This is a genomic window from Shewanella youngdeokensis, assembly GCF_033180165.1.
GTDB classification, from domain to species: Bacteria; Pseudomonadota; Gammaproteobacteria; order Enterobacterales; family Shewanellaceae; genus Shewanella; species Shewanella youngdeokensis.
Genome location: NZ_CP136522.1, coordinates 2,428,932 through 2,451,154 on the forward strand (window position 1 = coordinate 2,428,932; position 22,223 = coordinate 2,451,154).

Consider the following 22,223-nt stretch of genomic DNA (forward strand, 5'->3'; position numbering starts at 1 on the left):
TAAATGACATGCCCTATTGCCTTATAGGGCTTTATACTTTAATCACAGATTAAAAAATTTTGAGCAAAAACTTTTAATAGCATGTTTATATACAAAAACTGACCCAAAGCTGTTGTAAATGGAGTCAGCTGAAAAATTGCCAAAAAAAAGCGCCTATTAAGGCGCTTTTAAAATCAGCTTAAGAATTAAGCAAATTTAAAGTCAAGATGTTCAACCAATGGCTTGAACGCGTGACGTTGGATGTCTTGAACTCGTACTTTTACATCTTTACCATCTAAAGAGATAGTTAGGTCAGTAAGGTAAAAATCGTCGTTACCTTGAACTTTGATAACATCTTTATGTTCTAGAACGATAGAGATAGCTTCTTTACCTGGACCGTAGATAACAGCAGGAACTTTGTTAGCATGACGTAGGCGGCGGCTCGAACCTTTCCCTATTTCAGTGCGGATTTGTGCAGCTAGAGTGTAAGACATAATAAAACTCACTTAATATAAATATAAATAAAATTACAGTGTTGGTTTTCGACCAACCATCACTGACTAAAAGCGAACGGATACTAACATATTGGCAATCATTAAACAAAACCAATTTTGCAACCAAGTTGCTTCGCCTTTAAAATTACCAACTACGAATGGGGCCAGTATCAATGTGCACAAAGCCAGATTTAGGGTAATAACCGACACCGCCTAATTTAAGTGCGATAGCAGCACGCCTTACCTCCGCTAAGCTCACACCAGGAACGACTAAATCCAGTGCCATACCTTTCATGTGATAACTTTTCTTAGCCACACCACTACTTTTGCTCGAGAGCATCGCATTCGTTTTAGGCGACCGATAACCCGATATAACATGAAACTCATCATCAAAATTTAATGACTCTTTCAATTTATAGGCAAAATCAAATAAACGTTTATCCATCGGGGCTGATTCATTCTGGCGGTGATCACGTAACACTTGACTAAAATCGGTCAAAATCTTGCTTTGGTAGTCACCATCAACCCAATAACTACCTTGCTGACGTTCACCAGTATGGCGGTTATAGAAACCTAAACTTCGAACACCTTTGGTTGAACGACTGGCCTGTACTTGTTGCGGTAACATGGTAAACATTGCTACGCCACCAAGGCCTAATAATAACTGCCTACGAGCAGAACATACTACGGTCACACGAACTCCACAGACAACTTAATATAATAACTGGCAAGCAAACTAACCTGTAATATTAGCTTTTGCAAGTTTTCAGCATAAAATATCGCCAAACATTCTATAAGTCGTTGTTATGTTCTATCGAGTTTGTTGCAACAGTGGTTAATGACTGTTTATGGTAAATATCGTTTCTATATTGTGCTTGGCTATTTTTGTCGATCCAAGCGGTCCAATACACTAAATGAACATCTAATGTACTATTGAGCGCAAACCATTGGGTTTTTTTCTTATCCACATGCCTATCAACCCAAGTCTGCTTGTCCTTCACTAAATTAGCGGCGATCCAATTAGCTAACCCCTCAACATCTTCAACTCGAATACAACCTGACGACAAGGCTCGGTTACTTCTATTAAATAAATTGGGATCTGAAGTGTCATGCAAAAATATGCTGTCATCATTGGGAAAGTAAAACTTGTAACGTCCTAATGTATTGCTGCCACCCGGACGTTGAACAAACCTAAATGGAAATGGCCCTCTTGCCAACTCACTCCATTGCTCAGCAGAATATTTAACTAATTTATTATTTCGATCAAACACATCAAAGTTTCTCTGCTCAATGTAATGCCCGTTTTCTCTGACTTTTGGAAGCAAATCGTTATACATGATATTTTTAGGGACTCGCCAGCTAGGATTAATCACCACATTTGAAATTGATCCGCTCATAACCGGAGTTTGACGGTAGGGTTTCCCTACAATGACTTTTGATGCTAACTCTATACGACCATTGTTAAAAAGCTCCATTTCAAATGCTGGAATATTAACAACCAAAAAACGGTCCAATTGCTGAGCCATAAATTCGGCTCGTTGAATGAAATTTTTGCTTAATAGCAATGAGCGATCTGAGGGGGCGAGGTTTAGCCACTTCAATGTTTCCGATCCAATAATGCCGTCAGGTGTTAGCCCGTGTCTTTTTTGAAATCGTTTAACGCTATTAACTAACGCTGAGTGATAAAAATTTGGTTTTTGAGGATCTAATAAATTACTGTCAGCGTCAGCAAGTAACCATAAGCGTTTGGCAATGGTCGCTATTGATTGGTGTGACTTGTTAGGTCGAATAAGGCCTTCAAGTTCTATCGCAGACCAGCTTTGCGTTTCTGATAACCACTTTAGATGCTTTAATCGATTCTGCAGTTGCAAATAACTTTCCAAGTCGGGTTCAACAGCCATTGCTCTTGTGTAGGGATCTTGAATCGATTGGTAGGCAGTATTTCTAATTGGGATCTGCCTGCGGGTCCAAAAATCTACAATATGGCGCTCTACTGCCAATAGTTGATCAGAGGGTACCAGTGTGGTTGTTAAGCGAGTTTGATCATGCTCATAGTTCGACTCTGGTTCAACTGCTCGCATTAACGCTAACTGCTGTGCGAGCATATTTTGCGCGCTCATTTGACGATCGCTCGCCAATACCGAGCAATGGAGGCACATCAACATCAAAAAGGATAAAACGCCAACAAAACGCATAACTGCACCTTATACGACTAAACAAACTAAGTATGGCAAACAATCATGTTTTGTATAGAACTATGAATGGAGAAAATATGAAGCCATTGAGTAATCAACTAACCTCGTAATGCATTACAAGATCACTAGACTTTGTGTAGACAAATACCTAGGCTAACTCAAAAATAATAACAATTAATGACTTATACTGAGTTAGCACCGTCAAGGTAGGCGTTGTAGTTACATTAACAACAAGCTTTGCTTCTCTATAATTGATTAACAAAAATAATTAAAAGTGATGGTGCATGGCAGGCTAAATTCTAAGTCGCCCTTCGCGGAATAAACAATGTTGAGCAACCGGCATGGCAGCGCTAAAAATGAAGTGTACAACAAACACAAACAAAAAAGCCTCAACTTACGTTGAGGCTTTTTGTAATTCTCAAAGAGAATATTTGGTACCCGAGGCCGGACTTGAACCGGCACGCCTATTAAGCGAGGGATTTTAAATCCCTTGTGTCTACCGATTCCACCACTCGGGCAAACTCGTTGACTTTGATGATACGTGTTATCGGTAGAAACACTGCAAATTAATTACTTAACTGCTCATCAAACTCTTAATATGGAGGCGCGACCCGGAGTCGAACCGAGATCGACGGATTTGCAATCCGCAGCATAGCCATTCTGCCATCGCGCCATATTGTTAAATTGGAGCGACATATCGGGTTCGAACCGATGACCTATACCTTGGCAAGGTATCGCTCTACCAACTGAGCTAATGTCGCATTTCAATTTAACCTGTAATCAAGTTCTTGTTTAAGTTGCTTCCCCTTGACTACGGAATGGCATTCTACCGATTTATTATGAAGAGTCAACGCTATATTTATAGATAAATGACTGCTTGCACACTAATTAATCTTATTGATTTTAAAACGAACTATTCGGCGGTTAAATCACCCCATGCCGCAAGTATATAGCTCATCATTGACCAAAAAGTAAGAACGGTAGCAATATAAAGCAAACCAAATGAACTATAGATAATAAAATCGTTTGGTTGCCAGATTAACCCGGTAATCGCTGTCATCTGAGCAGCGGTTTTATATTTACCAATCCACGACACTGCAACCGCACCACGTTTACCTATTTCAGCCATCCACTCTCGCAGCGCTGAAATCACAATCTCTCGTCCAATCATGAACAATGCCGGTAAGGTTAACCAAATATTATTATATTGACTCACCAATAACACCAACGCGGTGGTCACCATGATTTTATCGGCAACGGGATCCAGAAAAGCACCAAATCGAGTTGACTGTTGCAGCTTTCGAGCAGCATAGCCATCAAGCGCGTCAGTAATAGCAGCCAGCCAAAATACAAAAGCTGCGGCGAACAAAGCCCATGAATCAGGCAAATAGAAAAGAACAACAAACACTGGCAGTAAGAGAATTCTGAACAGTGTTAACGCAATAGGAATGTTAAACGGCATCATAAAACCTAAATGTCAAAAGCAGCGTCAATTTTGCCTTAATTTTACCCCCCTCGCAATGCGTCATGTATTGTTTGTGCCATTTCTAGACTAATCCCAGGAACTTTTGCCAATTCTGCAACGCTAGCCCCCTTAACTTCCTGTAATCCGCCTAAATGTTGCAAAAGTGCCTTTCGCCGTTTAGGGCCTATTCCGTCGATAGATTCAAGCTTAGAAGTATTGCGGGTCTTTTGCCGTTTATTGCGGTGGCCCGTAATAGCAAAACGGTGTGACTCATCACGTATATGCTGGATAAGGTGTAACGCACCTGAATCTGCTGGCAGGGTAAACGACACTTCATTGTCGCCATAGATAAGGGTTTCAAGCCCAGGTTTTCGACCTTCACCTTTGGCCACACCAATTAAGGTGGGCGCGCGATCTAAAGCAACAAATTTTTCATCTACAATTTTTTGCGCAATCCTTAGCTGTCCGATCCCACCGTCAATAAAGAGTATGTCTGGTGTTTTTCCGCCACTAGATACTTTATCAAAGCGACGTGTAATCGCCTGTTTCATGGCCGCGTAGTCATCACCAGGAGTAATGCCATTAATATTGTACCGACGATATTCAGCCTTGTTCGGACCTTCACGGTTAAATACAACACAGGAGGCTACAGTGCTTTCTCCCATTGTATGACTAATATCAAAACATTCCATTCGTTGTATTTTTTCACTAACTTCAATCGCTTCTTCAAGCATCAAAAACCGTTGTTCAACGGTATTTTTATGTGACAACCGAGTATTAACCGCATTTGTCGCATTGGTTAATGCCAAGCGTAAAAATTGGGCGCGTTCACCACGCACGAGCGTCTTAATGTCGACTTTACTTTGCTGAGCCGCATTAATTGCATCAGCGAGCTGCTGTTGCTCTTCAAAGGTTTCGCTGACGAGGATCTCTTTAGGGGTAATTCGTTGGCTATCAACATTGAGGTAAAACTGAAACATAAACGCGCGTAGTACTTCAGACAGCTCTGTATCCACTGGCACTTTGGGATAATAACTACGACTACCAAAAATTTTACCTTCACGAATAAACAGCAAATGAAAACAAGCGACGCCAGAAGCAAAGTACACTCCTATAACGTCCATATCACCAGAAGCATTAGATACCTCTTGCTGCTCAGCTATCCGTCTAAGTGCAGTGATTTGATCCCGATAACGGGCTGCGTCCTCGTAATGTTGCTCACCTGCTGCTTGCTCCATTTTTATGACTAACGCTTTACTGACTTGTTGATCTTTACCCTTTAAAAACAATGTGGCTAATGTGACTTGCTCTTGGTAGTCCTCCAGCGAGATATAATCAACACATGGCGCACTACAACGGCCTATTTGGTATTGTAAACACGGACGAGATCTTGACTTGTAGTACAAATCATCACATTGGCGGATTGGAAATATTTTTTGCAATAAATGTAAGCTGTCTCGTACAGCACCACCATTAGGGTAAGGCCCAAAATATTGCCCTTTATCTCTTTTAGGGCCTCGATGATAAGCCAGACGTGGGTGTTTATGGTTACTCACCAATATATAAGGGTAAGATTTGTCATCCCTTAGCAGTACGTTGTACTTAGGCATGTACTGCTTGATGTAGTCATTTTCGAGGATTAAGGCATCGGTTTCACTATGGGTTACAGTGACATCGATATTAGCAATTTTTGACACCAGCGCTTGTGTTTTAACATTGGTGATGTTCTTGCGAAAATAGGAAGATAAACGTTTTTTGAGATCTTTGGCTTTACCCACATAAATCACAACGTTGTTATCATCATACATACGGTAAACACCAGGGGACGATGTTACCGTTTTTAAAAATTCATTAGCACTAAACGCTTCAGTCATACGCTCTATAGTATCTATTTAAAACTGGCCAGTATCGAGCATCTTATACCGAATTGCTAATCGAGTTAATTCAACATCGCCACCAATGCCCAATTTGGCAAACAAGCGATAGCGGTAACTGTTTACCGTTTTAGGACTTAAATTAAGTTGCTCGGATATATCACTGACCTTTTCGCCACTGGTGATCATCATCATGATCTGCAATTCTCTTTCAGACAACGATGCAAAAGGATTATCTTCCGATGGATTAAATTGGCTCAGCGCCATTTGTTGAGCAATCTCAGGCGATAGATAACGCTGCCCAGCGGCAACTTGACGAATAGCCTGCAGCACTTCAGGTGAGGTTGCCCCTTTAGTTAAATAGCCTGACGCCCCTGCTTGCATAACTTTAGTTGGAAAAGGATCTTCAGTGTGAATGGTTAACACAATAATTTTTGCGTGCGCTTGAAACCGTAGAATTTTACGTGTGGCTTCTAATCCCCCCATTCCAGGCATGTTCATGTCCATCAAAATAACATCAGCTTCGTTTTTTCGACACCATTGAACAGCGGTCTCTCCATCTCCCGCTTCACCCACGACTTTAATGCCACGCTCGTCTTCTAAAATCCGTCTAATGCCGGTGCGCACAAGTTCATGGTCATCAACCAAATATACTGATATCAAAGCTGCTCTACCTTAAATTGGTCTGATTGGGATCAAAGCCTCTGACCTTATCCTTTTTGTTCAATGTAATTTAGCCCATATAGGTAAAATTATAAAGCAAAATTTAACATTAGCACTAGCTTGATTAACAGTGATTTCAATTAAGTAACAACAACTTACTGCAGAAAGCAAAAAGGCAGCCTAAATAGGCTGCCTTCTTTAATGTGGCGGAGAGATAGGGATTTGAACCCTAGATGGGCTACAAACCCATGCCGGTTTTCAAGACCGGTGCATTCGACCACTCTGCCATCTCTCCGAACGCCGCGAATAATATAGCGGCCGTTCAGTCTTGTAAAGCATAAATTTACAGTTTTTCGCTAGTTGGTGAATTTGCCGACAACCTGCTTATATTTTAACTATTTAGCGGTACATTACCTCACATTATCCCCCTAAGTAGTGTGCCGACTAAATAGAGCGTCAGCAACGCCGCTGTATTTATATTCTAACTATTTGAGTATCGGTCAGCACATGCTGAGTTCTTGTACGCCAGCGCTCAGAAAGGCTAAACATAATAGGTGCGTAGATCAGTATCGTTGCCAAAGAGAACAAACAACCAAAACTGAGGCTAATCACCATGGGAATAAGATATTGAGCTTGAGTCGATGTTTCAAATAGCATCGGAGCTAAGCCGATGGTTGTGGTTAATGTTGTGATCACCACTGGCCTAAACCGAGATAAACTGGCTTTCACCACAGCTTGTTCAATTGTAAGCTTGCAACGTAAACCTTGTTTTACCTCTAGCAACAAGACGAACGCACCATTTAACACTAAGCCTGATAATGCAATCATGCCAAATAAGCTCATCACACTAAAACTCTGGTTAAGAATGATATGCCCTAACATGGCTGCAGCTAGACACAGTGGAATCACACTCATAATAAGTAGAGCATCTATTAGGCTTTTAAAGTAAATACCTAAAAATGCAACCACCATAAACAGTGCCAGTATAATTCCGGTAAGAAGTTTAGCATTCACTTTACGTTCAGTGCGGGCGCTGCCACCAAGCTCTGCTATAACTCCGGGGTATTTAACCATAAGAGCCGGTAAAACAACTTCATCTATTTGAGTCATTATCAGCGCTACATTGGCTTCACTTCGAATGAAACTGGCACTGACTTCAACTTGTCGCTTGCCATCAACACGATCAATTTGAACGGCGCTAAGCACAGGTGTAATCTCGGCCACTTGTTTAAGTTGAACCTGTTCACCTGTTGGTGAAGTAATGAGTAGCTCCCCTAATGTGTTAGCCTTATATTGCTCATTACGGTGACGCATGACACGGATCTTCAATTCATCACCATTAACAATCTGCCTATTTACCTCATGCCCATAGAAACTGTGTCTAACTAAGGCACCTAGACTATCGCTGTCAAACCCAAGCATACTGCCGCGGTCGTTGACGGTTAAGGTAAATTCGCGTTGAGCATCAATCAAGCCACTATCGACATCAGTAACGCCTTGGATATTTATTAATTGTTGCATCAAATCTATGCTGGCTTGCTGCAATGCTAAACCGTTAGCCCCACCCAATTCGATAGACAGCTCTTTTCCCCCACCAGGGCCTACTTCATAGTCAAAAAATAGTGACTTAACACCTGCTAGTGGACCAATTTGATTGCGCCAAGTTTCTACAAACTCTCTGGCGCTGTAATCACGTTGCGTATCTTCGACAATTTGAAACGTTGTTGAGGCTGAACTTCCCTCTACTGACATCATAATATGTTTATAGCTATCCGCTGCATTCAATTTTGCAAACGCACTAACACCCGCGGCTTCGATGATCGCCATAGTGTGTAACTTGTCGCTTAGCGCAGTACCGGCGGGAAATTCAACCTCGGCGTCAATCCTTTGAGACTCAACCTTAGGTACAAACCCAGAATCAACACGGCCAGAGTTAACCCAAGTAAACGTGATCAACAACACCGACAAAAACAGTGCTAGTACGCACCAAGGTTGACTTAAACAGCGCTGTAACAGGCCTTTAAAATGCTTATCGCGCAACACCTCAAATGCGTTAAAACAACATTGTTGCATTCGCGCTAATTGGCTCAACTTCCTTGGTTTAGCTATTTGTCTCAAATGATATGGCAATATAAACAGAGCTTCGATTAAAGAAACAGTAAAAATGGCAAAAATAAGCAGTGTCATAGGTTGGTACATTACCCCTAATTCACCGGGCACAAACAGGAGTGGCACAAAAGCGATAATGTTTGTTACAACAGAAAAACACACTGGCAGTGCCATTTCCGCGGTACCTTGTTTAAGTGCACTTTCAATGGGCATACCTTGTTGCACTTTTTGATAAATGTTCTCGGCCACAATAACTGCGTCGTCGACTAAAATACCTAAGGTAATAATAAAGGCAAACAAGGTGACCATATTCAAAGGAATATTAAGCACTGGCATAACAGCTAAAGCACCGACAATTGAGATTGGGATCCCCATGCACACCCAAAAAGCCAAGCGTAAATCTAAGAAAAGTGCTAGCGCAATAATCACCAGGATCATCCCGATCACGCCATTACTCAGTAGCAAGTCGATACGTGTTTGATAGGCTTGAACTTGGTTATCAAGCACCGTGAGGTAAGTACCGCTAGGAAGGTCTTGTTCATACTCAGTGGCAAATTGTAAAATAGCTTCACTTAAGGCTATTGGTTTAGCCATTTCATTTTGGTAAATCATCAACATGATCCCCGCTTGCCCATTTACCAAAAATGGCGCTTGCGGCTGCGAATAACCATAAGAGATGTCTGCGATTTGCCCCAATGTAATGACGGCACCATTAGGCAGAGTCTTAACCTTAATCGCAGAAAATTGCTCAACCTGATCTTTGCGCCCTTTCGTTCGAATCAACACATCGCCGCTGTGAGTACTAATTTGCCCAGCGGAGACATCATTCACGACGGTATCAACTCTGCCACTAACATCTGCTAATGACAGTTTATATTGCTGCAAACGGGCTTCTGAAATTTCAATAATAATGTCAGTTTCAGCAATGCCGTGCAGCTCAACTTTTGCCAGTTCAAATTGGTTTAATAACGCATTTTTAAACTTTGATGCTTCAAGGCGCAACTGCGTGGGCGACAATTGTCCATAAAGGCCAAACTCAATCACAGAATCCAGTTCTTCAACTACAGCAATTTCAATTGGCTCCATGCTTGCTGGAAAATAATTGATAGCATCAAGGCTGTTTTTTATTTCAGCCACAAGCGCATTTTCATCAACACCATCATTAAGGGTTAGTACTACCTGTCCACTACCTTCAATAGCCGTGCTGCTAATTCTATCTATATGGCTGTTTTCGCGCAGACGGTGCTCAATTGGCAGTAAGATGCTCTGCTCAATTTCTGTTGGTGTGGCTCCCATAAAACTGGCGTTGATCTCAATTTCATGAACTTTAAATGATGGTGATGTTTCTTGCTTTATATCTGAAAAAGAGTAAAAGCCCATTACCACAATGGCTACCGTCAGCAAGTTTACCGCAATTGGGTTATCTATCATCCAACCAATAAAACGGCTCAGGGCTGAATCGTTTCCATTGAATGGAGTATTTGCTTTGGAACTATTTTCATTGCTCATTTTCATCGCTCCGTAATATTCACAATAAGACCCTGTCTTGGGGTATGAACTTTGTGAGTAATGAGCTGTTCACCAGCAGCAAAAACATTTTTAATTACAGCGCTATGTTCATCTTGAAACAGGACTGTAACGCTCTTTTGTTGTAATCGATGTTCACTATCAACCAGCCAGACACGAGCTTGGTCTATGGCCGACAGTGGTACTGTTATCGTGTTAGCGATTGGCGCAAAGTTAAACCTAGCTTCAACAAAATCCCCAATGATAACGTTTTCGCTCGGCGTAACCGAGGCTGAGTCAGGCGAGTAAGCAGCAAACACTTTTTGCAAGTGAATATTATTTTCTATAGCAGGAAAAACATGGCTAATGGTGGCGCGGACTTCAAATTGAGTATCAGGTTGAGACAGTACAACACTTTGTCCAACACTTACTTGGGCAGCTATATTGCGAGGTAGATAAATAGGCACTCTAAATTCATCAAGCTCAATAAGAGTGGCAATCTGATCACCTTTTTGCAGGTAATCACCCTCTGACACATATTTTGAGGCTACTAGATAGTTTTTAGGGCTGCTCCATTGGCTAAGTGCAAGGTCATTTTTTGCAATATTAAGTGCAGCATCAGCCAGACTAACTTGCGCTTTAGCTTGTGCAAGTTGAGGCTCTCTTAACAATAAAGCCAAATTGAGTTGCCACTGTTTTTCATCAAATTCTTGTTTCATCATTTGATAATCGTTGTCAGCAATCTGCTGTTCACCTAACTCTAAATCAAACTGGGCTTGTGCAATGGTCTTTTCTGCTTGCCTTTGCATGACAATATTTTTCAATACGGTCGGATCTTGTTGGAAAACTAACTCATCAATAGCAACAGTTGAGCCTTCAATAACATTGTCTGATAAGTAGGTAAGCTTGCCCTCGGCCATTGCTGTTAATGTTAACCTTTCTTTAGCATCTACTGTGCCATATCCAAGGTAGTGAGGTATAAACGGTTGCGGCACGACTTGCATTACCCTGACATTAATCGCTGACGGTTCAGAATCATTAATTTCTGGTTGTGGCGAGGTAGCCATAATCGCAAAACATATAATGCAGGTTCCCAACACCACCATGGTTGCTAAAATATTTGGCCGGTAAAAAAATGTCGTAAACCAGCTTAAAACGGGGGTTCTTTTAGTCTTTGGCATCAAAAAATCCTTCTTACAACTTTGCTTAACTTTTAGTAATGACTAATTACAAGATCGGCAAACCAATTTTGACTAATTGTACTGATACCAATGTGAATTTAATGTCAAAGACAGAATAAAGACTAGCGATTTCATTGTCAGTTAGCTTGCTAAGCCCATATTTAAAGATGAGGAATTTCATTATGAATGAAATATTACTAACTAGCTGACCTTAATAGTAAGCGGACGAATAAATAGCTAAACAAAGCTTTCTAAATAAGGCCTTTCTAATTATAAGTATCTATGTTTAAACAGCATTTATTATTGACAACTTATTACACAACTACTGTACAGGTTCACTCAAAACATTTAAAATCAACCGCTTATTTATTAAGTACTATATTGTAATTACAATAATCGTTGTTTAGCTAACTACCTTACAAACGAGTCGGCTTTATAGATTATTTTAATAACTCCCTAAAAAAGCAATTCTTACCAACCCATTTTTAGCATATAACTGATGTCGGTAAATATCGCGTTACGTAAAAGGAACCTAACACCTTTTATGCTCTAGCCAACTCGCCGCGACTATTTACTGTGGAGTATTCAATTGAAACAAAAGCAGCCTATATTAGGTAAAGCCGGTACATTAATTTTCCTGGTTCTTATCAGTGCATTTCCACCATTAACGACGGATTTATATCTACCTGCATTACCACAAATGGTAGCTGTGCTAAACACAACTCAAGCAATGGTTAACTTCACTTTAAGCATATATTTTGTTGTATATGCTATGGGTTTACTGTTTTGGGGGCCTTTAAGTGAAAAAGTAGGTCGCAAACCCATATTATTGATAGGCATTGCCATATATGTTGTTGCGAGTACTCTTTGTGGTTTGGCAAACAATATTGAATTATTGATTACCGCACGAATATTCCAAGCTTTTGGCGGTAGTGCTGTCACTGTCATTGCTACCGCAATTGTTAAAGATCTCTATGATGGCAGAGAGCGCGAACAAGTGATGGCCACCATCATGTCTTTAGTGATCATCGCCCCCATGATCGCACCTGTGCTAGGGGCTTTTTTGTTGAAAATTGCCTCATGGCACATGATGTTTTTCTGTTTGGCCTTTTTTGGTGTCGTATGTGCAGGGCTTTCTATGTGTTACCAAGAGACACTGACCTCACGTTATAAAGGTTCAATACTGCGCTCTTGGGGACGTTTAGCCGTCGTTTTTAATAATCCCCGCTTTATCACTTTACTGGTAATATTTTCTCTGGTGCCAATGGCAATGATGTCTTTTTTGTCTGCTGGTGCTTATATCTACATTGATGGCTTTGGTTTAACTGAGCAAGAATTTAGCTATGCATTTGCTTTTAATGCACTGTTTGCTTCGTTTGGTCCTGCAATATACATGAAACTGTCAAAGCGGTTTGCCACTCAACACATCATCACACTGTGCTTTATGATTGTAACCCTATGCGGTGTGCTCACTTTTACAGTCGGTGAACTATCACCTTGGATATTTGCTTTCATTGTAGCCCCAACTTCAATGGCGGTAATTGTTATACGTGTACCAGGAACCAATTTGATGTTAGATCAACAAAATAAAGATACCGGTTCAGCGGTGGCAATTATTCAGTTTGTTTCTATGATGTCTGGCGCCACCGGCATGATGCTGGTCGTACTAAACCCAGAGTCAATGATTCAAAACCTCGGAACGATTCAATTTATGACTGGGTTGATAAGCGGCGCCTTATGGTTAAAGGCTAAAAACAAACCTTTTATAACAGCAAAGCTAACATTTAATAATTAACTTTGTTTAGGGCTAAGATAGACCCTAATCTCAGCCTAACTTAGTCCAAAGTTTTCACTGAAAATGGCGCCAGTCAATCGCCTTCTTAACCGCAACTAAAACTAATATATAGTATTTCAGTCGACATAATATACATCGCTTTAGGCGAGCGATGTATGCAATTACCACTGCCCTTTTCCATAACAATTTGAAAAAATTTGTAGCAGGCTAGATAACCAACCTTATCGGCCAGCCAAGCACATTCAATACTATTGAGCTTCAGTTCAGTCGGCCGTGTTGAGAATAGCCATTAGCCAACCAAGGTTTAAAACCGACTGTTAATTAATATTACCAACAACAAAAACCACCACAAAAAATTTAACAAGCCACGCTTTTACCGAATAAAACAACCGCGTTTAAACACAAGCTAATTAACTGATATCTATAACTTTAACCGGTTAATTACTGCCATACAAAAATCATTTGTAATGAGATTGAGCTCACATTAACCGATTGAAAAATCCAACATTTTTTTTACCTTCCAGGTCGCTAAACAACCAATTTTGAGACTTCCTGCAAAAATTTAAAACGTACCACTTTGAGTGTTTAACCATAGGTCATACATTTTATGTAACCAAGAGTTACAGGGTTGCATTAAACAAGTTGTGACTCTCGTTTTTTAAACAAACTCGCTATCGCGAACCCTACTTTATAAAACAAGTAGAACACAGTCGCCCAATGCGTTATGACCGAGATAAGTGTCGCTGTAAAAGATGTTGTCTCCGCCGTGTACCGTGAGGGCAAAAGGAGTATTAAATGAGTAATGGCAATACGCACAAACCGAAAATAATGGATCCATACACAGCTAATGTCCTCCAAAATGGTATTTCACGACGTAGTTTTCTAACGCGCGCAGCTATTGGCTCTGGTGCCGTTGCATTGACTGGCTTTACAGGCTCAACGGTAGCTGAAGCTGCGACTAACAAAGATTGCTGTAATGCCGCTAAAAGCTCAGATGGCGGCGCGACACTCGACTTCATGCCAAAACCTAAACCTGTTTTAGACAAAGATATTGTGTCAACTAAAACGTTTGACGTTGTTGTGGTTGGAGCTGGGGCAGCTGGTGTGCCTGCTGCACTTTCTGCGGCCGAAAATGGCGCAAAAGTGGCGGTGTTACAAAAGCAAGCAATAGTGGTTTCTCAAGGCAACACCGGCTCTGGCCTTGATTTACCAAAGTGTGATAAAGCCGGTGTTGAAGCATTAGTTAACCGCTTAATGGCTGACAGTTCGCATCGTTGTAATCCAGAATTGATCAGAGAATGGGCATATAACTCAGGCGAAGCAATAAGCTGGGTTATCGACCGCGCAAAAAAAGGCGGCGCGTCAGTTGTTAATCAAGGCAGTAAGCCACAACATGGAACGCGCGGTGTAACGGAGCATAAGCTTAATTTTGTTACTTCCTACTTTGGCCCTAAGCCATACACTACCGGCGATGGCATGCGTGACTTGGCTAAAACAGCCGTTAAAGCCGGAGTTGAGTTCTTCTTCAACATGCCAGCTGAGCAGCTAGTGCAAGATGCGTCAGGTAAAGTGATTGGTGTGATAGCTAAAGACCGTGACGGCCAATACCACAAGTATATGGCTAAAAAAGGCGTGATCTTGTCTTCTGGTGATTACCAAAACAATAAAGCCATGTGTAACTTCTTTATTCCTGACTTAAAGAACTTTGAACGTAAGCAAATGGATCGTACCGGTGACGGTTTCTCAATGGCTTACTGGGCTGGCGGCGTAATAGAACCTGTTGGCCACACAAAAATGTTACATGACTTTGATGCTGGACCTGCTTCAATGTGTGATATGCCTTTCTTAGCAGTTAACCGCAAAGGTCGTCGTTTCGTTAATGAAACCGTTGAGATGTCACTACTCAATAACTATTTACGTGATGAAGAAAATGCGGGCCACTACTCACAAATTTTCGATTCAAACTACATGACCGATGCAGCAGATTGGCCAGGTAAGCTTTACTCTCCTGAAGAGATGAAGATCTACATGCCAGAAGATCCAACACCTAAAAAAGGAGTTTACCCTTCACTGACCAATACCTACGTCGCTAATACCATTGAAGAGCTTGCAGTAAAACTAGAGTGCGACCCTAAAACGCTTGCGGCCAACGTTAAGCGTTACAACGAGCTATGCGCCACTGGAAAAGATGACGACTTTGGTAAGCCTTCAAGCAAAATGCTGCCTGTTGTAAAAGCTCCTTTTTATGGCATTCACCGTCGAGTGCGGATTTCTACCCTTTGTTCGGGCATGTTGGTTGATAAAAACCATCAAGCACTCAATGCCGATGGCAACAAAATTGGTGGCCTATTCATAGTAGGTAACTTAGGTGGCGGTTTCTACGGTGGTGTTGATTACCCACTAACAGTTTTCGGTCTATCGCTTGGCCGTTGCTACACCTTCGGCTACTTAGCGGGTAAGCATGTTGCAAGCCTTTAAGCATCACTGCTGTTGACGGTTGCCAGCTCTCTGGGAACCTTTGAAATGAATTATGAAAATGGAATAAAAACAATGAAGAAATTAAGACTGCACAACATCATTCTTTCTCTTGCATTGAGTTTCTTTGTAAGTGGAGCAATGGCTGAAGATAGCAAGCTACTTGATGAAACTCACGCAGCAATGGGCATTACATGTAACGATTGTCACGTAACGGATAAACGTGAGCCAGTCAAAATGAATGTATGTACAGAGTGTCATGATACCAAAGGACTAGCTGCCGACACCAAGGACGTTCAACCAACCAACCCGCATGATAACCGACACTTTAGTACTGAGACCGATTGCATGAAGTGTCACAACCAACATAAAGAGTCAGAAAACTACTGTATCGGTTGTCACGAACGCTTCAATTTTGTTACCCCTTAGACAGGTGGTTTTGCCCAGTAACAAAACATAGGACAGCTGGAGTGGCAAATACTTAAACCAATATTTGCCACTTAGCTAACAGCACTTGCCACTAGAGCAAACTCAGCTCGTCCCAAAGTACCGAGTTAACAGTACGCGCCTAGAGTTCACCATTTTTGCCTTAAAAATCGATGCTTTAGATATAGATCACTAGCAGTAAACCAAACATTGTTCTGTATCTAGCGAAGGTCACTTGTGCATTGCTGTTAGCTATAAAAGTCGTTATTTTATTGATTAACAATGGCTAATTGAGTGTTTTTCAGAGTCATTTATTTCAAAGTATTGTGAAAACGCTTTATAACAGGGTATTAGGTGAACACATGAATATTAAGCGTTTATGCAGTGTGATTTTCCTGTTTCTTTTATGTGGTTGTGCATTCAGTGGTGCAGTTAAAAGTCATTATCTACTGCATGAAACCATTGTTGAAGAAAATTGGAGCAGCGACTATGAAGTCTATTTAAATTGCCCAGATGAATTGAAATCTATTTCATTTTCTCCTCTCGTTCCGCTTCCTCCAATAATACCTGTAGGGTTCATGAGTGAAGAACGGTCCTTGGTAATCGTGCACACTCCGCACAGCGTTTATGCTACTGCAAAAATACTGGACAAGAATAATAAGGAAGTCGATATTTCAATTGATATAGAAAAATGGACCGGTAGCAAATATGGCAAATCCGATAAAATAATATGGACATTTAGTGTAAATTCAAGCTGTAAAGATCTAGGAGGGAATATCTTGTGCCTTGAGGTAGTGGATTCGACAGACGAAAAGTCGACCGTAAAATACGACTTGAAATACGTGCCAGGTGCTCTCTCTACTGGAGCTGGATACATTAGTGCATAGGTCAAAGGTTATCAAAATCGTTCCAGCTAAACGACTACCTCCTCAGGACGCAGCCCAATTACGATTAGAAAAATCAAAGACTCCCCTTTTGCGAACCCTTAAGCTAATACACCTCGGAAACTGAATTGAACAGGAGTAATAATTGGGTTCGATTTATCCTTCTAAACCACAAATAGCAAAAAGCCCGCTATAAATAGCGGGCTTTTCTAATGTGGCGGAGAGATAGGGATTTGAACCCTAGATGGGCTACAAACCCATGCCGGTTTTCAAGACCGGTGCATTCGACCACTCTGCCATCTCTCCGAACGAGATGAATAATAGGCGCTTAAAGGGGTGTTGTAAACACCCAATAACTGAAAAAGTGTAAAGTAGCGTTCGACTGCTGAAGTTACAAACAATTTGGCTCTATATTGTTCAATATTTTGACTTGCAGCAATAATTTAAACGCCTAATAAGGCCTCGCAAGATATCTCGCTTCAGCTAATTAAAGCAAACCGCAATATTATGTTAATATTAGCCTAATAGATAAACTTACATGATAAATATGAACTCAAACATAATTCCCACTTCAGCATTAAAACCACAGTTCACTTTTACTGCGTCCCCCGCTAATGACTTTTCAGCTGACGCCCCTTTAATAGGCCAAGCTCGAGTACGCGCAGCTTTCAAGTTATTAACTCACACACGCGACCAACATATGTACCTCGCAGACTTCAATGGCTGTGACCGTAAAGGCATATTAAACGCACTGGTTAAAACTGAGGGTGTCATTGCCAATAAACAGCTTGTATTAAAAGATGATTCGACCTATTGGACTGCAGGTGATACTGACGCAGACAGTGTCTTAGCAAGTAAACAACACGATTATGTGTATTTATCAGGAACGATTAAAAAGCATGACCTTATCGGTCGGTACAATACCAGCAGCAACCAATACCAACCCGGTGCTTTAGCGAGCAGTCACTACCTGTTTGTTTGTGCCGATTCAATTTGGAAGCGTGAAGCGCTGTGGGAACTACTGCTTGAAATAATTGATAAAAAAGAATACCAAATACATTCTAGTCTGCCAGCTTTGGCATTAGACTGTAAAATTATTCTGATTGGTTCGATCAATCAATATGGTCAATGTTGGTTAGGCGAACCTAGCTTTTCTAACCATTTCCCTCTATTAGGCGAATCAGTTAATGAGATTGACTTAACTGAAACCAGTGTTGATGACTATAACCTTTGGTTAAATTTTATTATAAAACGCCTTGATTTAACCTTAGATACTGGTGCCAGACAGATTGTACTTGAGTACAGTGCAAGACTTGCGGATCATCAGCAGCGTTTGAGTTTGATGGCCGTGAACATTGAGCAACTACTTGCACAGGCTGCGGCTTTGGCACAGCAGCAACACATAGATGCCAGCGCCCTGACCCATTGCCTCGATATGTTCAGTCAACGTCATAACGCCTCAGAGAAGTTGTCGGCACAAAATTTTGACGACCTATTTATAGCTCTGCCCACCGAAGATGAACAAATTGGCCAGATCAATGGCTTAACCGTTATTGAGAATGCGGAATACAGCTACGGCGAACCAGCCAGAATAACCGCGTCAGTACATTATGGTGATGGTGAAGTTGCAGATATTGAGCGCAAGTCAGAACTTGCCGGTAACATTCATGCAAAAGGTATGATGATTTTATCGTCTTGCCTATATCGAATATTCGGTAAAGACGCACCACTACATTTAAATGCCAATATCGTTTTTGAGCAGTCTTACCAAGAAATTGACGGTGATAGCGCCTCGCTAGCTGAATATTGCAGCCTGATCTCAGCGATTTCAGAAAAACCAATAAAACAAAGCATCGCAGCCACTGGGGCAATTGACCAGTTTGGTAATGTGCAAGCTATTGGTGGCGTGAATGAAAAAATTGAAGGCTTTTTTAAACTTTGTCAACGTCGTGGCTTAACCGGACAGCAAGGAGTCATTATTCCTTGCTCTAATATGCAACAGCTCAATTTGCATCGCTCGGTTATAGAGGCCATTGAAAAAGGATTGTTTACCCTTTACCAAGTAAAACATATTGATGAGGCTGCAGAAATATTAATGCAGACTCCAGCAGGAATTGCGGATGAGGATAACCAGTTTCCTGAAGGCTCACTTTATGGTTTGGTACAAGAAAGACTAGATGCTTTAGCCGGTTATCAGGACGAAGAGAAATCTTTTTTTGTGAAATTGCGTGAAAAACTATCATTTTTCAGCTGATCGGAGTTGTTTAGCTTACACGTGTTCGCTAATCTGTCATCTCAAATTGATGGAGTATATAAAACAATGAGTAACGCTAACAGTTTTACAAAACGTGATCTAATTGCCTGTGGTTTTGGTGATCTTTTCGGACCTTATTCTCCGAAGCTACCTAAAGACAATATGTTGATGATTGACCGAGTGCTAACAATCAATGCTGATGGCGGTGAGTTCGGTAAAGGTGAAATTGTAGCGGAACTAGATATTAACCCTGACCTGTGGTTTTTTGATTGTCACTTTGCAGCAGATCCAGTGATGCCGGGCTGTTTAGGCTTAGATGCTATGTGGCAGTTAGTTGGTTTTTTTCTTGGCTGGGAAGGCGCTGAAGGTAAAGGACGCGCGCTTGGGGTTGGTGAAGTAAAATTTACAGGCCAAGTATTGCCTGATGCCAAAAAAGTCACTTATAAACTCACGATTAAACGCAAAGTATACCGCAAACTAGTCATGGGGATTGCTGACGCGACTATGGAAGTAGACGGACGCGAAATTTACAGCGCGAAAGATTTAAAGGTCGGGATTTTTTCAGATACATCCAGCTTTTAAACAGCTTATATCGGTTCATTTGCTGCTATCACTAACGCCCTCAAATACTTCGAGGGCGTTTGTTTTCTGCTTAAAACTATTTATTGAATAAGCCACTTAACCTACCGTCAATACCTTCTCGCCAACCCCCTAGCCATTGTGATTTCGAATCAAGTGTCGAATACGGACAAATTTCTTTAGAACGGCCCCCTATTCCAGCCTGAAAACCTTTCGAAAAAGCTCTGTCTAATCGATCTCTTTTCTGTCTCTTCATGCAAGCATCCTCTCTTCCATAACCATAGAAGCTATTGCTTCTGCATTATGAATAAAACTTTTTTTAGTAGAGATCAATCAAAAAAAACACAAGATAGAGTGTATATATAATAAACTACTGAGTTAAGTGGCAAAAATAAAAGTAAAAAAAATCGAGGCTAATTGCCTCGATTTAGTCTACCAATCTACAATTTACTTACGTCTGCGACGCAACCAAACCAGTGGTAACATCAGCAACCAAGCAAAACTTGCAGCGCCTTGTCTGACGTAGTCTTCACTCTCTCCAGCGTCGTCTACACAGCTATTGGCTGCCTGCCATTCATCAGTCAGTTCTGTACCATCAGTTGTGATCACAACCATACGTGGTAAGTAAGCTGTTACTGCATTACCATCGGCGTCGACTTCAAATAGTGGCAAGCCATTTTCGCCAATAATTATGTCACCATCGTCATCATATTGGTAAGCGGGTTTACGAATAAAAGCAGTACCAACAATTGTGCCGTCTTCATTGATGCTGTTAGCTTCAACAATTTCAATTTCGCTGCTGTATGATAACGTTTTACCTGAACCATCTTCAATTTGCACTTCGTGACGAACCCAAGAGCCGGTATCAGGGTCAATTTCAAAGCCTTTGGACTCACAGGTTAATAGATCGTTTAAGTTACTGAACTCGTCTTCGTCGATATTATACAGAAAACCGGCTTTAGGACGCGGCGTTTCTTTATCGTGAGTAGTTTCAATGTACCCTACAACTTGACCATTATTGTTAATATCTCTACCACGACTACTTAAATCTGATAGCGCATCGTAGAAATCATTCGGGGTTACAATTTCAGCATCAGCGTCATTCGTATCAATGTAGAAGAACTTGTCTCGGGTATAACCATCAATATATTTGTTGTAACTACCGACTAAAATCCCGTCATCATTGATATCGTAGGCAATAGATGAACGCACATCGCTAACGGTTTCAACATCAACCCAATTATACTCATAATCACCGTCAACATTTTGTATCCAGTAAGCAGCATCTAAATACAGTTCGTCAGTATCGCCGCCACGATAAACATGTGAACGACCTGCAACAGTACCGTCAGCATTTATTCCCAGGCCTTGACCTGTGAATACGCTTGAACTATCACCAACATCTAAACCAAGTGGAAGCAAAAAGCTTTCAGCAATGTCGCCAGCCTCATAGCGCCACACGTAACCACGCGTTTGGTATTGAATGTCGCTGTAACCATAGGTATTTGGAAACTGGTTGTCTTGAATACAAATTTCACTAGGTTCAGTTTCGCTGTCATTTTCAACGCACGAATCAATAATATCAGCACTGTTGTCGCTAATGTCGGTACTTGCGTAACCTGTAATTAGGTTATTTTCATTAATAGCCGTGGCACTAGAGTACCCCCCGATATTAACAGTTACATCACCGTCATCTTGCTCTGAAATATATTCATAGTAAGGGGGTAATATTGCAATTTCAGTATCATCGCCAGCTTTAACAAAGCCACGTTGTTCATATTCGCGATAATACCAATACTCTTGAGTATCGCTATCACCAGAATATGTTAACTGTTGCTCAGGTGCAGTCATTGCACCAACTTTTAAATTAGCATCATTGATACCGTAGAAAAAACTATCAACAGAGTTTTCTTCGTCATCATCGAGAAAGTCAGGTGCGACAGTACCGTTAATGCTTTCAAATGTAGGTAACCAAGGTGTGTCGGCTGCATTCTCTATGGCAGTAAAAGTGAAATTGTTAGCCGAAATTGTTGAATAAATAGAATAGCTAATTGTTTCAGAGTCAGCCACACCATCTTCGATGTCGATAATACCATCGTCATCTTCGTCGATCGTTAGGATCTTTTTACCTTTTGCAACACCTACAGCCTCATTATTATTGTTAACAGACATACCATACCCATTACGGGTATTAGTTAGTGTACCGTTAAGGTCATATGTATCTAGGTCTAGGTTTTGGATCTCATATACAGGTGCAGCTTGCACACCTTGAAGTACACTTAATACGCCTACAGCCACTAAGGATAGGGTTTTATCTAACTTAAACTTCATTAACTAGCTTCCC

General features: G+C 41.1%; 16 protein-coding genes and 5 tRNA genes. 6 read left to right on the top strand and 15 right to left on the bottom strand.

The genetic code is table 11. The annotated features are described in order from the left end of the window. Window positions 1-185: 185 nt before the first annotated feature. The 12 genes from rplY to RGE70_RS10435 all read right to left on the bottom strand — a co-directional run bounded on the left by rplY (window position 186) and on the right by RGE70_RS10435 (window position 11,466). Window positions 186-473: a 50S ribosomal protein L25 gene (rplY, locus tag RGE70_RS10380; protein ID WP_310471381.1), complete on the bottom strand. Its 288-nt coding sequence runs from the start codon at window positions 471-473 to the stop codon at window positions 186-188. A gap of 145 nt (window positions 474-618) precedes the next feature. Then, window positions 619-1,167: a peptidoglycan L,D-endopeptidase MepK gene (mepK, locus tag RGE70_RS10385; protein ID WP_310471382.1), complete on the bottom strand. Its 549-nt coding sequence runs from the start codon at window positions 1,165-1,167 to the stop codon at window positions 619-621. A gap of 97 nt (window positions 1,168-1,264) precedes the next feature. Then, window positions 1,265-2,593 carry a L,D-transpeptidase family protein gene (locus RGE70_RS10390; protein WP_375087846.1) on the bottom strand — a complete coding sequence of 443 codons (1,329 nt, stop codon included), beginning with the start codon at window positions 2,591-2,593 and terminating at the stop codon, window positions 1,265-1,267. 507 nt (window positions 2,594-3,100) lie between these two features. Next, window positions 3,101-3,186: transfer RNA gene (locus RGE70_RS10395), tRNA-Leu, on the bottom strand. A gap of 81 nt (window positions 3,187-3,267) precedes the next feature. After that, window positions 3,268-3,341: transfer RNA gene (locus RGE70_RS10400), tRNA-Cys, on the bottom strand. A 12-nt stretch (window positions 3,342-3,353) separates the two neighbouring features. Continuing rightward, window positions 3,354-3,429, bottom strand: a tRNA-Gly gene (locus tag RGE70_RS10405). Between the two features lie 152 nt (window positions 3,430-3,581). After that, window positions 3,582-4,130 carry a CDP-diacylglycerol--glycerol-3-phosphate 3-phosphatidyltransferase gene (pgsA, locus tag RGE70_RS10410; RefSeq protein WP_310472964.1) on the bottom strand — a complete coding sequence of 183 codons (549 nt, stop codon included), beginning with the start codon at window positions 4,128-4,130 and terminating at the stop codon, window positions 3,582-3,584. 44 nt (window positions 4,131-4,174) lie between these two features. Then, the gene (gene uvrC / locus RGE70_RS10415) at window positions 4,175-6,007 is read right to left on the bottom strand and encodes an excinuclease ABC subunit UvrC (RefSeq protein ID WP_310471384.1); all 1,833 of its coding nucleotides are present in this window, start codon (window positions 6,005-6,007) and stop codon (window positions 4,175-4,177) included. 18 nt (window positions 6,008-6,025) lie between these two features. After that, window positions 6,026-6,670 carry a UvrY/SirA/GacA family response regulator transcription factor gene (uvrY, locus tag RGE70_RS10420; RefSeq protein ID WP_310471385.1) on the bottom strand — a complete coding sequence of 215 codons (645 nt, stop codon included), beginning with the start codon at window positions 6,668-6,670 and terminating at the stop codon, window positions 6,026-6,028. A 204-nt stretch (window positions 6,671-6,874) separates the two neighbouring features. Further along, window positions 6,875-6,965: transfer RNA gene (locus RGE70_RS10425), tRNA-Ser, on the bottom strand. Between the two features lie 179 nt (window positions 6,966-7,144). Beyond that, window positions 7,145-10,288 (bottom strand): efflux RND transporter permease subunit, encoded by a 3,144-nt coding sequence (locus RGE70_RS10430; protein ID WP_310471386.1) that lies wholly within the window; start codon window positions 10,286-10,288, stop codon window positions 7,145-7,147. Between the two features lie 2 nt (window positions 10,289-10,290). Continuing rightward, window positions 10,291-11,466 carry an efflux RND transporter periplasmic adaptor subunit gene (locus RGE70_RS10435; RefSeq protein WP_310471387.1) on the bottom strand — a complete coding sequence of 392 codons (1,176 nt, stop codon included), beginning with the start codon at window positions 11,464-11,466 and terminating at the stop codon, window positions 10,291-10,293. A 589-nt stretch (window positions 11,467-12,055) separates the two neighbouring features. Between RGE70_RS10435 and RGE70_RS10440 the strand changes: the two genes are divergently transcribed. The 4 genes from RGE70_RS10440 to RGE70_RS10455 all read left to right on the top strand — a co-directional run bounded on the left by RGE70_RS10440 (window position 12,056) and on the right by RGE70_RS10455 (window position 17,049). After that, window positions 12,056-13,261, top strand: a complete 1,206-nt coding sequence (locus RGE70_RS10440; RefSeq protein ID WP_310471388.1) for a multidrug effflux MFS transporter — start codon at window positions 12,056-12,058, stop codon at window positions 13,259-13,261. 795 nt (window positions 13,262-14,056) lie between these two features. Then, window positions 14,057-15,739, top strand: a complete 1,683-nt coding sequence (locus RGE70_RS10445; RefSeq protein WP_310471389.1) for an FAD-binding protein — start codon at window positions 14,057-14,059, stop codon at window positions 15,737-15,739. Window positions 15,740-15,811: 72 nt separating this feature from the next. Next, window positions 15,812-16,165, top strand: coding sequence for a cytochrome c3 family protein (locus RGE70_RS10450; protein WP_310471390.1), 354 nt, complete (start codon window positions 15,812-15,814; stop codon window positions 16,163-16,165). A gap of 359 nt (window positions 16,166-16,524) precedes the next feature. Continuing rightward, window positions 16,525-17,049, top strand: coding sequence for a hypothetical protein (locus RGE70_RS10455; protein WP_310471391.1), 525 nt, complete (start codon window positions 16,525-16,527; stop codon window positions 17,047-17,049). Between the two features lie 212 nt (window positions 17,050-17,261). Here RGE70_RS10455 and RGE70_RS10460 read toward each other — a convergent pair. Beyond that, window positions 17,262-17,352: transfer RNA gene (locus RGE70_RS10460), tRNA-Ser, on the bottom strand. Window positions 17,353-17,593: 241 nt separating this feature from the next. On the opposite strand from RGE70_RS10460, the gene RGE70_RS10465 reads away from it, so the two are divergent. Together RGE70_RS10465 and fabA are read left to right on the top strand one after the other, a co-directional pair. Further along, complete coding sequence (locus tag RGE70_RS10465; RefSeq protein WP_310471392.1) at window positions 17,594-19,300, top strand: S16 family serine protease; 1,707 nt, start codon at window positions 17,594-17,596, stop codon at window positions 19,298-19,300. Window positions 19,301-19,366: 66 nt separating this feature from the next. Beyond that, window positions 19,367-19,882, top strand: a complete 516-nt coding sequence (gene fabA, locus RGE70_RS10470; protein ID WP_310471393.1) for a bifunctional 3-hydroxydecanoyl-ACP dehydratase/trans-2-decenoyl-ACP isomerase — start codon at window positions 19,367-19,369, stop codon at window positions 19,880-19,882. A 76-nt stretch (window positions 19,883-19,958) separates the two neighbouring features. Here fabA and rmf read toward each other — a convergent pair whose 3' ends face one another. Then, entirely contained in the window at window positions 19,959-20,135 is a 177-nt protein-coding gene (rmf, locus tag RGE70_RS10475) for a ribosome modulation factor (protein ID WP_012155190.1), read from the bottom strand. A 191-nt stretch (window positions 20,136-20,326) separates the two neighbouring features. Next, window positions 20,327-22,210 (bottom strand): DUF3466 family protein, encoded by a 1,884-nt coding sequence (locus RGE70_RS10480; RefSeq protein ID WP_310471394.1) that lies wholly within the window; start codon window positions 22,208-22,210, stop codon window positions 20,327-20,329. Between the last annotated feature and the right edge of the window lie 13 nt (window positions 22,211-22,223).

Bases quoted from the DNA above. Each gene is read 5' to 3' on its own strand.
- RGE70_RS10430 (WP_310471386.1), bottom strand. From the start codon at position 10,288: ATGAGCAATGAAAATAGTTCCAAAGCAAATACTCCATTCAATGGAAAC.
- RGE70_RS10445 (WP_310471389.1), top strand. From the start codon at position 14,057: ATGAGTAATGGCAATACGCACAAACCGAAAATAATGGATCCATACACA.
- RGE70_RS10390 (WP_375087846.1), bottom strand. From the start codon at position 2,593: ATGAGCGCGCAAAATATGCTCGCACAGCAGTTAGCGTTAATGCGAGCA.
- rplY (WP_310471381.1), bottom strand. From the start codon at position 473: ATGTCTTACACTCTAGCTGCACAAATCCGCACTGAAATAGGGAAAGGT.
- pgsA (WP_310472964.1), bottom strand. From the start codon at position 4,130: ATGCCGTTTAACATTCCTATTGCGTTAACACTGTTCAGAATTCTCTTA.
- uvrC (WP_310471384.1), bottom strand. From the start codon at position 6,007: ATGACTGAAGCGTTTAGTGCTAATGAATTTTTAAAAACGGTAACATCG.
- fabA (WP_310471393.1), top strand. From the start codon at position 19,367: ATGAGTAACGCTAACAGTTTTACAAAACGTGATCTAATTGCCTGTGGT.
- rmf (WP_012155190.1), bottom strand. From the start codon at position 20,135: ATGAAGAGACAGAAAAGAGATCGATTAGACAGAGCTTTTTCGAAAGGT.
- RGE70_RS10455 (WP_310471391.1), top strand. From the start codon at position 16,525: ATGAATATTAAGCGTTTATGCAGTGTGATTTTCCTGTTTCTTTTATGT.
- RGE70_RS10480 (WP_310471394.1), bottom strand. From the start codon at position 22,210: ATGAAGTTTAAGTTAGATAAAACCCTATCCTTAGTGGCTGTAGGCGTA.
- RGE70_RS10435 (WP_310471387.1), bottom strand. From the start codon at position 11,466: ATGCCAAAGACTAAAAGAACCCCCGTTTTAAGCTGGTTTACGACATTT.
- RGE70_RS10450 (WP_310471390.1), top strand. From the start codon at position 15,812: ATGAAGAAATTAAGACTGCACAACATCATTCTTTCTCTTGCATTGAGT.
- RGE70_RS10465 (WP_310471392.1), top strand. From the start codon at position 17,594: ATGAACTCAAACATAATTCCCACTTCAGCATTAAAACCACAGTTCACT.